General features: G+C 70.0%; 9 protein-coding genes. 5 read left to right on the forward strand and 4 right to left on the reverse strand.

Going from position 1 to position 10,666, the window contains the following annotated elements; genetic code table 11:
- Positions 1-8 precede the first annotated feature (8 nt).
- The 4 genes from ACIBEI_RS48150 to ACIBEI_RS48165 form a co-directional block, all read right to left on the reverse strand.
- Positions 9-758 carry a nucleotidyltransferase domain-containing protein gene (locus ACIBEI_RS48150; RefSeq protein WP_398897731.1) on the reverse strand — a complete coding sequence of 250 codons (750 nt, stop codon included), beginning with the start codon at positions 756-758 and terminating at the stop codon, positions 9-11.
- Positions 759-799: 41 nt separating this feature from the next.
- Positions 800-1,906 (reverse strand): amidohydrolase family protein, encoded by a 1,107-nt coding sequence (locus ACIBEI_RS48155; RefSeq protein WP_398897733.1) that lies wholly within the window; start codon positions 1,904-1,906, stop codon positions 800-802.
- A gap of 205 nt (positions 1,907-2,111) precedes the next feature.
- Entirely contained in the window at positions 2,112-2,468 is a 357-nt protein-coding gene (locus ACIBEI_RS48160) for a hypothetical protein (protein WP_398897734.1), read from the reverse strand.
- A gap of 160 nt (positions 2,469-2,628) precedes the next feature.
- Positions 2,629-3,594, reverse strand: coding sequence for a heme o synthase (locus ACIBEI_RS48165; protein ID WP_398897748.1), 966 nt, complete (start codon positions 3,592-3,594; stop codon positions 2,629-2,631).
- 355 nt (positions 3,595-3,949) lie between these two features.
- Between ACIBEI_RS48165 and tkt the strand changes: the two genes are divergently transcribed.
- Genes tkt through pgl form a run of 5 tightly spaced genes read left to right on the forward strand, consistent with a single transcriptional unit; the run spans position 3,950 to position 10,630 of the window.
- Positions 3,950-6,037 (forward strand): transketolase, encoded by a 2,088-nt coding sequence (gene tkt / locus ACIBEI_RS48170; RefSeq protein ID WP_398897736.1) that lies wholly within the window; start codon positions 3,950-3,952, stop codon positions 6,035-6,037.
- Between the two features lie 34 nt (positions 6,038-6,071).
- A complete protein-coding gene (gene tal / locus ACIBEI_RS48175) occupies positions 6,072-7,190 on the forward strand; it encodes a transaldolase (protein ID WP_398897737.1) in 1,119 nt (372 codons plus the stop codon).
- A 4-nt stretch (positions 7,191-7,194) separates the two neighbouring features.
- Positions 7,195-8,718 (forward strand): glucose-6-phosphate dehydrogenase, encoded by a 1,524-nt coding sequence (gene zwf / locus ACIBEI_RS48180; RefSeq protein ID WP_398897738.1) that lies wholly within the window; start codon positions 7,195-7,197, stop codon positions 8,716-8,718.
- Positions 8,715-9,851 (forward strand): glucose-6-phosphate dehydrogenase assembly protein OpcA, encoded by a 1,137-nt coding sequence (gene opcA, locus ACIBEI_RS48185; protein WP_398897740.1) that lies wholly within the window; start codon positions 8,715-8,717, stop codon positions 9,849-9,851. Before zwf ends, opcA begins: the two co-directional genes overlap by 4 nt.
- On the forward strand, positions 9,848-10,630 hold the full coding sequence (gene pgl, locus ACIBEI_RS48190) for a 6-phosphogluconolactonase (RefSeq protein WP_398897742.1): 783 nt from the start codon (positions 9,848-9,850) through the stop codon (positions 10,628-10,630). Before opcA ends, pgl begins: the two co-directional genes overlap by 4 nt.
- Positions 10,631-10,666: the final 36 nt, after the last annotated feature.

Below are 10,666 nucleotides of genomic sequence, written 5' to 3' on the forward strand. Positions count from 1 at the left end.
CGCGCAAGTCATTCGTACGTGGCCACCAGGCGGTCGATCGCCGGGCCGAGGTAGCCGCGGGTCAGCTCCGCTCTGCGGTCCGTCCACTCCTGTACCGGTGCCCCGGGTTCCTCGTACCGCCGACGCCTGACGTCCGCGACCAGCTCGGCGGGCGCGCCGAGACCGGGCAGCAGGTCGAGGGCTTCCCGCTTGGTGATCAGCCGCCCGTCCTTCAGCGTGACCGTGGCACGGGCGTAGGTGACGAGCCCCAGATCCACCCAGACGTCCTGCGTCCAGTTGTCGGTCCGGTCCACCTGCCGGCGCCAGAAGTCCCGCTGGTCCCGTACGACGAACTCGGCCAGCTCGTCGTCCGTCACCGGCGGCAGCAGAGTCCCGGGCGGCTCCCCCTCCAGGACCAGGCCGAAGGTGTGCAGCTCGCGCCGGGTCACCGGTGTGACCGTCCGTTTGAAGAGTTGCTGATGCGCCCACGTGAGGTGCCGCCGCTCCGCGCCGTCGACCGTGTCGCGCGTCAGATAGCTGCAGTGCAGCTTGGCTACGAGCGGTTCGGCACGGAGGCGGGCGTGCAGCCGGGCCACCTTCCAGAGCGTCCGCGCCTTGATCGGGCCGTCCAGGACCACGATCAGATCCAGGTCGCTGATGCCCTCCCGGTAGTCGCCCCCGCCGAGCGAGCCATGGGCCCACACGGCGACGGGGGCCAGATCGCGCAGTTCGGTGCGGAAGCGGTCCAGGAGCCGGTCGGTCGCGTCGCTGCGTGTCATACGCACAGTCTGTACAGCTCGCTCCACCCCGTACACCCGTCTCACTCCACCCCGTACACCCGTCGCGCGTTGCCCGCCGCGATCAGCCCCGCCACCCGCTGCGCGTCGGCCAGCGACCAGGCGCCCTCGGCCACCCAGGTACCGAGCACCTTGGCGAGCGCCTCGCGGAAGAGACGTGCTCCGACCACATGAAGTTCGGGCAGACCATGTGCGCCGCTGGAGAAGAGGAGCTTGCCGAAGGGGGCCAGCTCCAGGATCTCGGAGAGGACGGCGGACGCGCGGGCCCCGGTACGGACGAGGGCGGCGCCCAGATCGGCGTACACATGCGGGAAGACCCCGGCGAGATGCGCCGCGTGGCGGTGGTAGGGGTAGCCGTGCAGCAGGACCAGGTCCGTGCCGAGGCCGGCCGTCGCGCGGGCGAAGTCGGTGAGCAGGACCGGGTCGTTGCGGTCGATGCGCAGGCCTGGCTCGCCGAGCCCCGCGTGCAGTTGGAGCGGCAGACCGGAGGCGACCGCGATCCACAGGAGATGCCTGAGCAGCACCGGATCGCTCAGTTCGCCGCCCACCCGGCGCCCGGCCAGCCACCGCCCCGCCGCGCCGCGCACCTCGCCCGGCCCGGGCGGTTCGGGCACGAGCGCCAGCCCGTGCCGTAAGCCCGCCACCGAGGTGAAGGCCACGGCGTTCGCGGCCGCCCCGTGCACCGACTCGGCGAGGTTGGCGAGGAACGACTCGACGGTTCCCGAGGTGTCGGCGACCTGCTCGGCGAGCGGCTCCAGACGGACGATCTCGTGGGCGCGCGCGGCCCCCGTGGAGGCCATCTCGCCGGGCCCCGTCAGATCGCCCGGCAGACCGGTGTCGACCAGATAGGTCGTGATCCCGCTCCCCCGCAGCAGCCTGCGCCCCGCCTCCAGGACGCCGAGTTCCCGGCGTCGGGCGAGGTAGCGGGCGGGCGGACAGTGGGGTTCGAGCCCGAGCAGGGGCGGACACCAGCGCCGTACGGCGAAACCGGTCTGTGTGTCGAAGAACGTGGTCCCTGCCGCGGGCGGGCCCTCGCCCCGGGCCAGGTGGGCCTCGAAGGTGCCGAGACCCAGCTCCGTCCGCAGCACGCCGTGGCAGTACTGATCCACCAGCGACGGCGTTTCGATCATCCGGACTCCCCGCGAATGGGCCCTGCCTTTATTAAAGGGCCTAACGGGTGAACCGGGTGTCAGGTGTTGGGCGGCCACACTCCGTGCGAAGCGCTCCGCGGGTTTGGCGGGTGGGTTCGGGTGGGTGCCGGTTGTTCTTACGCTGCCGGTGCGTCGTGGCTGAGCGCGCAGTTCCCCGCGCCCCTTTGGGGCGCAGGGGCCGGGGTCAGGTGTTGCTTGGGCCGCCGAGTTGGATTCCTGCCATTCGGGTCCACTCGTACGGGCCTGTCTTGACCTTGTTGGCGAACTCGCCGTCGAAGTCCTCGTGGGTGGTGATGCCGGACTTCTTCACGGCCTGTTCCGCGATGGCGAAGGTGGGGGCCACGAGGTCGCCCCAGCCGCCGTCCTCGCCGACCAGGACGATCCGGGCGCCCTTCTGGCCGAGGTACGCGATCTGTCCCTCGGCGCCGCCATGGGCCTGCGCGAAGGAGGAGATCTGCTTGGCGAGCTTCGCCGCCCGGCGCTCGGCCTTGGCGTCCTGCTTCGCGCCGGCGCCCTCGTCAACCTGCTGGGTGTCTGCCATACCTGGATGCTACCGACGGGTAGATCCATCGGCGACGGGGGTGGTGCGTGGGGTTGGCCACTCGCCGTTCATTCTCGGGCGCGTGGCCGCGTGCGGGTGCGTTGGTGGTTGCTCGCGCAGTTCCCCGCGCCCCCTTCGGGGCGCCCCCCTCAGCCTGGCGTCAGCGAAGGAACGGGTCCACGGCCACAGCCACGAACAGCAGCGACACGTAAGTGATGGACCAGTGGAAGAGCCGCATCTCCTTCAGCTTGGCGCCCACGGCGCCGTCCTTGGCCCGGGTCTGCAGCCCGTGGGCCTCCCAGAGCCAGAAGCCGCCGGTCACGAGGGCGACGACCGTGTAGAACCAGCCCGTGTAACCGAGCGGCGTCAGGAGCAGGGAGACGGCGACCATGGCCCAGCTGTAGAGGACGATCTGCCGGGCGACGACCTTGTTGGAGGCGATGACGGGCAGCATCGGCACGCCCACGCGCGCGTAGTCCGCCTTGACCTTCATGGAGAGCGGCCAGTAGTGCGGCGGCGTCCAGAAGAACATGACGAGGAAGAGGATGATCGGCGCCCACGACATGGAGTTCGTGACGGACGACCAGCCGATGAGCACCGGAAGGCAGCCGGCGATACCGCCCCACACGATGTTCTGCGAGGTACGGCGTTTGAGGATCATCGTGTAGACGACGACGTAGAAGAGGAGCGCTCCGAGCGACAGCCAGGCGGACAGCCAGTTGACGGCGAATCCGAACAGCAGCGTGGAGACGATCGCGAGCGTGATGCCGAAGGCGAGGCACTCGCGTGGGCTGACCATGCCGGTGACCAGTGGACGCTGTGCGGTGCGCTCCATGAGCGCGTCGATGTCACGGTCGATGTACATGTTCAGGGCGTTGGCGCCGCCCGCCGAGAGGTAGCCGCCGACACAGGTGAGGAGCACGAGCTTCAGATCGGGCACACCCTGCTGCGCGAGGAACATCACCGGAACGGTGGTGATCAGCAGCAGCTCGATGATCCGCGGCTTGGTGAGAGCGACGAACGCCTTGACCCGGGCCCCGAACGGCCGGTGGTTCGTGCCCCGCTTCGTGCCCTGGCTCCCACCGAACACTCCCGCAGGACGGGATTCAACGGCCGTCACGCACACCCCTGACAGAGACATTTCAGCGAGCTCCAGGTGTGAACTCCCGGTAAAGGCTCGCGCGTACCACGCCACTGTAGACGTTGCCCAGACCCCGGCCTTCGCGGGGGTCGGGTCGTGTTGAAAGGCCTCCGCGCAGGACTGATCGGCATTGCGTTGAGCAGTCGGATGAGCGGCTCCGTATTCACTTGCCGAACACGGAACGCGCCGGTCGGGAGGCGGAAGAGGGAGAGTCCCGGCAGTCTGGAATGACTCGAAAAAATGCGCGTTCCTACGAGGGTAGGCTCGACAGCGAGCCGGTGGGCGCGACGTGCACCGGCATTCGACATGTGGAACATGTGGAGAGGAGCCCTGACCCAGGGTGAGCACCAAGCCGACCACAACAGACCTCGAGTGGACCGAATTGGACCAGCGGGCCGTCGACACCGCCCGCATCCTGGCCGCCGACGCCGTACAGAAGGTCGGCAACGGCCATCCGGGTACGGCGATGAGCCTGGCGCCCGCCGCCTACACCCTCTTTCAGAAGGTGATGCGGCACGACCCGGCGGACCCCGACTGGACCGGCCGCGACCGCTTCGTGCTGTCAGCCGGTCATTCGTCCCTGACCCTCTACACCCAGCTCTACCTGGCCGGCTTCGGTCTGGAGCTGGACGACCTGAAGTCTTTCAGGACGTGGGGCTCCCGCACGCCGGGCCACCCGGAGTACGGGCACACCCCCGGCGTCGAGACCACCACCGGGCCGCTCGGCCAGGGTGTCGCCAACGCGGTGGGCATGGCCATGGCCGCCCGCTACGAGCGTGGTCTGTTCGACCCGGAGGCGGCCCCCGGTGCCTCCCCGTTCGACCACTTCATCTACGCGATCGCCGGTGACGGCTGCCTCCAGGAGGGCATCTCCGCGGAGGCGTCCTCCATGGCCGGCCACCAGCAGCTCGGCAACCTGATCCTGCTGTGGGACGACAACCACATCTCGATCGAGGGCGACACCGAGACGGCGGTCTCCGAGGACACGGTCAAGCGGTACGAGGCGTACGGCTGGCACGTGCAGCGCGTGGCGCCGAAGCCGGACGGCGACCTCGACCCGCACGCCCTCTACGACGCGATCGAGGCCGCGAAGCTGGTGACCGACAGGCCGTCGTTCATCGCGATGCGCTCGATCATCGCCTGGCCCGCTCCGAACGCGCAGAACACCGAGGCCGCGCACGGCTCGGCGCTCGGCGACGACGAGGTCGCGGCCACCAAGCGTGTGCTGGGCTTCGACCCGGAGAAGGCCTTCGAGGTCTCGGACGAGGTCATCACCCACACGCGCGCGCTGGGCGAGCGCGGCCGCCAGGCCAAGGCGGAGTGGGAGAAGTCGTTCCAGGAGTGGCGCAACAGCAACGCCGAGCGTGCCGCGGAGTTCGACCGCATCGCCGCGACCGAGCTGCCCACCGGCTGGGAGGAGAAGCTCCCGGTCTTCGAGGCGGGCAAGGGCGTCGCCACGCGTGCGGCCTCCGGCAAGGTTCTGCAGGCCCTCGGCGCGGTCATCCCCGAGCTGTGGGGCGGCTCGGCCGACCTGGCGGGCTCGAACAACACGACGATCGACAAGACGTCGTCGTTCCTCCCGGCGGACAACCCGCTGCCGGAGGCGAACCCGTACGGGCGCACAATCCACTTCGGTATCCGCGAGCACTCGATGGCCGCGGAGATGAACGGCATCGCGCTGCACGGCAACACCCGTATCTACGGCGGCACCTTCCTGGTGTTCTCCGACTACATGCGCAACGCGGTCCGTCTGTCCGCGCTGATGCACCTGCCGGTGACGTACGTGTGGACCCACGACTCCATCGGCCTCGGCGAGGACGGTCCGACGCACCAGCCGGTCGAGCACCTCGCCTCCCTGCGCGCCATTCCGGGCCTCAACGTCGTCCGTCCCGCGGACGCCAACGAGACCACGATCGCCTGGCGCGAGATCCTCCGGCGCTACACCAAGGTCTTCGGCAAGGGTGCCCCGCACGGCCTCGCGCTGACCCGTCAGGGCGTACCGACGTACGAGGCCAACGAGGATGCGGCGAAGGGTGGTTACGTGCTCTTCGAGGCGTCCACCGGGACCCCGGAGGTCGTTCTCATCGCGACCGGTTCCGAAGTGCACGTGGCCGTCGACGCACGTGAGCAGCTGGAGGCCGCGGGCACCCCGACCAGGGTCGTGTCCATGCCCTCCGTGGAGTGGTTCGAGGAGCAGGACCAGGGGTACCGGGACAGCGTCCTGCCGCCGAGCGTGAAGGCACGGGTCGCGGTCGAGGCCGGTATCGGTCTCACCTGGCACAAGTACGTGGGGGACGCCGGCCGCATCGTTTCCCTGGAGCACTTCGGTGCTTCGGCCGACGGCAAGGTGCTCTTCCAGGAGTTCGGGTTCACTGCCGAGAACGTGGCCGCCGTAGCGCGGGAATCGATCGCCGCAGCCCAGCGCTGACGCTGACATACGACACGTAGGAGATGCATTTTCCATGACAGACGCACTGAAGCGCCTCTCCGAGGAAGGCGTCGCGATCTGGCTGGACGACCTGTCGCGCAAGCGGATCACGTCCGGCAACCTCGCCGAACTGATCGACCAGCAGCACGTCGTGGGCGTCACCACCAACCCGTCGATCTTCCAGAAGGCGATCAGCGGCGGCGACGGCTACGACCAGCAGCTCGCCGACCTCGCCGCCCGCAAGGTCACCGTCGAGGAGGCCATCCGCATGATCACGACGGCGGACGTCCGTGACGCCGCCGACATCCTGCGCCCGGTGTACGACGCCACGCAGGGCCAGGACGGCCGGGTCTCCATCGAGGTCGACCCGCGCTTGGCGCACAACACCCGGGCCACCGTCGCCGAGGCCAAGCAGCTGGCCTGGCTCGTCGACCGCCCCAACACGCTCATCAAGATCCCGGCGACCAAGGCGGGCCTGCCCGCGATCACCGAGACGATCGCCCGGGGCATCAGCGTCAACGTCACGCTGATCTTCTCGCTGGAGCGCTACCGCGAGGTCATGGACGCCTACCTCGCGGGCCTGGAGAAGGCCAAGGCCGCGGGCATCGACCTGGCCGGCATCCACTCGGTGGCGTCGTTCTTCGTATCCCGCGTGGACACCGAGATCGACAAGCGGCTGGATGCCCTCGGCACCCCCGAGGCCAAGGCCGCCCGCGGCAAGGCGGGTCTCGCCAACGCGCGACTGGCCTACGAGGCGTACGAGGAGGTCTTCTCCTCGGACCGCTGGGCCGCCCTCGACAAGGCGCAGGCCAACAAGCAGCGTCCGCTGTGGGCCTCGACCGGCGTCAAGGACAAGGCATACAAGGACACCCTGTACGTCGACGACCTGGTCGCGCCGAACACGGTGAACACCATGCCGGAGGCGACCCTGGTCGCCGCCGAGGACCACGGAAAGATCACCGGCAACACCATCGCCGGCACGTACGAGCAGGCCCGCGCCGAGCTCGACGCCGTCGAGAAGCTCGGGATCTCGTACGACGACGTGGTCCAGCTCCTGGAGGACGAGGGCGTCGAGAAGTTCGAGGCGTCCTGGAACGACCTGCTCAAGTCGACCGAGGCAGAGCTCGCGCGCCTCGCCCCCTCGGAGGGCTGAAATCTTGTCAAGCAGCAATCCGCTGCGTGACCCGGCGGACCGACGGCTCCCGCGTATCGCGGGGCCGTCGGGCCTCGTCATCTTCGGGGTCACGGGCGATTTGTCCCGTAAAAAGCTCATGCCTGCCGTTTATGACCTTGCCAACCGTGGTCTGCTGCCCCCGGGCTTCTCGCTCGTCGGCTTCGCCCGCCGTGAATGGCAGAACGAGGACTTCGCCCAGGAGGTCCACGACGCCGTCAAGGAACACGCCCGTACGCCGTTCCGTGAGGAGGTCTGGCAGCAGCTCATCCAGGGGATGCGCTTCGTCCAGGGCACCTTCGACGACGACGACGCGTTCGAGCGGCTGCGCGAGACGATCGGCGAGCTGGACAAGGCACAGGGGACGGGCGGCAACTTCGCCTTCTACCTCTCCGTGCCGCCGGGTGCCTTCCCGGTGGTCATCCGGCAGCTGAAGAAGCACGGCCTCGCCGACCAGTCGAGCGGTTCCTGGCGGCGCGCGGTCATCGAGAAGCCCTTCGGCCACGACCTCAAGTCGGCCGAGGAGCTCAACACGACCGTCGAGGAGGTCTTCGCCCCCGATCAGGTCTTCCGTATCGACCACTACCTGGGCAAGGAGACCGTCCAGAACATCCTGGCGCTGCGCTTCGCCAACCAGATGTTCGAGCCGATCTGGAACCGGTCCTTCGTGGACCACGTGCAGATCACGATGGCCGAGGACATCGGCATCGGCGGGCGCGCCGGCTACTACGACGGCATCGGCGCCGCCCGTGACGTCATCCAGAACCACCTCCTCCAGCTGATGGCCCTCACCGCCATGGAGGAGCCCGCCTCCTTCGACGCGGACGCGCTCGCCGCCGAGAAGACCAAGGTCCTCGGCGCGGTGAAGCTGCCCCGGGACCTGGGCGAGAACACGGTCCGCGGGCAGTACGCCGAGGGCTGGCAGGGCGGCGAGAAGGCCGTCGGCTACCTCCAGGAAGACGGCATCGACCCCCAGTCGAAGACCGACACCTACGCGGCGATCAAGGTGGAGGTGGACAACCGCCGCTGGGCGGGCGTCCCGTTCTACCTCCGTACGGGCAAGCGCCTGGGCCGCCGCGTCACCGAGATCGCGGTCGTGTTCCAGCGCGCCCCGCACTCCCCCTTCGACCACACGGCGACGGAGGAGCTGGGCCAGAACGCGATCGTCATCCGCGTCCAGCCCGACGAGGGCATCACGGTCCGCTTCGGCTCCAAGGTGCCGGGCACCTCCATGGAGATCCGGGACGTCTCGATGGACTTCGCGTACGGCGAGTCGTTCACCGAGTCCAGCCCGGAGGCGTACGAGCGTCTGATCCTGGACGTCCTGCTCGGCGACTCGAACCTCTTCCCGCGCACCGAGGAGGTCGAGCTGTCCTGGAAGATCCTCGACCCGATCGAGGAGTACTGGGACAAGCACGGCAAGCCCGCGCAGTACCCGTCCGGTACGTGGGGGCCCGTCGAGGCGGACGAAATGCTCAAGCGAGACGGACGGAGCTGGCGTCGCCCATGAAGATAGATCTCACGGACACCACGGCCAGCAAGATCAACAAGGCGATGGTCCGGGGCCGCCGGGCCATCGGCACCCCCGCCGTCGGCATGGTCCTCACCCTCGTCATCGTCACCGACGAGGAGAACGCGTACGACGCCCTGCGCGCCGCCAACGACGCCTCGCGCGAGCACCCCTCGCGCACGCTCGTGGTGATCAAGCGCGTCTCGCGTTCGCCCCGCGACCGCACGAAGTCGCGTCTGGACGCCGAGGTGCGGGTGGGCGCGGACGCGGGCACCGGCGAGACGGTCGTCCTGCGGCTGTACGGCGAGGTCTCCGACCACGCTCAGTCCGTCGTGCTGCCGCTGCTGCTGCCGGACGCGCCGGTGGTGGTCTGGTGGTCGGTGGACGCCCCGCGCGATCCGGCGGGCGACCCGCTGGGCGCCCTGGGCCAGCGCCGGGTCACCGACAGCTACGCGGCCGAGAAGCCCGTCCACGAGCTGCGGTCCCGGGCCGAGAGCTACGAGCCGGGCGACACCGATCTGGCGTGGGCCCGGGTCACCCCGTGGCGTTCGATGCTGGCCGCCGCCCTCGACCAGGTCGACTGCGAGGTCGTCTCCGTCGAGGTGGCGGGCGAGGAGTCCAACCCGAGCGTCGAGCTGCTCGCCATGTGGCTCGCCGACCGCCTCCACGTGCACGTCCGGCGGGCCGTCTCCGCGGGTCCCGGCCTGACCCAGGTGCGGCTGGAGACGACCGTCGGCCCCATCACGCTGCACCGGTCGGACGGGGCGATGGCCACGCTGGCGCTGCCCGGCCAGCCGGACCGCGCGGTGGCTCTCAAGCGGCGTGAGACGTCCGAGCTGCTCGCGGAGGAACTGCGCAGGCTCGACCCCGACGACACGTACGCGTCCGCGCTGCGGTTCGGGGTGGACCGGCTGGGCGGGATCCCGTCGGCCACGCAGCGGGCCGAGGCGTCCGCTCGCGGCCCGGAGTCCCTCCCGGTCCGGCAGAAGGCGCCGGACCCGGCGGCGTCGGCTTCGGCGGCCCCGGCCAAGGCGTCCGAGCCGGCTCTGCCCGCCTCCCCGGCGGGTGACGGCGACACCGGCCGTCCGACTCCGGCCCAGATGCCCCCGGTCAAGAAGGCGGACTCGCCATGACTACTCCCCAGCTGGTGGTTCACCGGGACAAGGAACTGATGGCCCAGGCCGCCGCGGCCCGGCTCATCACGAAGGTCGTGGACGCCCAGGCCTCGCGCGGTTACGCCTCGGTCGTGCTGACCGGTGGCCGCAACGGCAACGGGCTCCTCGCGGCGCTCGCGGCCGCGCCCGCCCGGGACGCCATCGACTGGGGCCGGCTCGAACTGTGGTGGGGCGACGAGCGGTTCCTCCCCGAGGGTGACCCCGAGCGCAATGTCACCCAGGCCCGGGAGGCGCTGCTCGACTCGGTGCCGCTCGATCCGAAGCGGGTGCACGCCATGCCCGCGTCGGACGGGCCCTACGGCAAGGACGCGGACGCTGCGGCGGAGGCCTACGCGGCCGAACTCGCCGAGGCCGCCGGGCCGGAGAACCACGGTCCGGTTCCGTCCTTCGACGTGCTGATGCTCGGCGTCGGTCCGGACACGCATGTGGCGTCGCTCTTCCCCGAGTTGCCTGCCGTGCGTGAGACGGAGCGGTCGGTGGTGGGGGTGCACGGTGCTCCCAAGCCGCCGCCGACCCGGGTCACGCTCACGTTGCCCGCGATCCGGGCCGCGCGGGAGGTGTGGTTGCTGGCGGCGGGTTCGGACAAGGCGCAGGCGGCTGCGATCGCGTTGTCCGGCGCGGGGGAGATCCAGGCCCCGGCGGCCGGGGCCCGTGGCCGGTCGCGCACCCTGTGGCTGCTGGACTCGGCCGCGGCGTCCCAGCTACCGCGCTCGCTGTATCCGCCGGCTTCACCCTGACGGGTGGGTGGTGGTAGGGGCGGCGGGGGCCTTTTT

This window comes from Streptomyces sp. NPDC050988, from assembly GCF_044456225.1.
Lineage (GTDB): Bacteria > Actinomycetota > Actinomycetes > Streptomycetales > Streptomycetaceae > Streptomyces.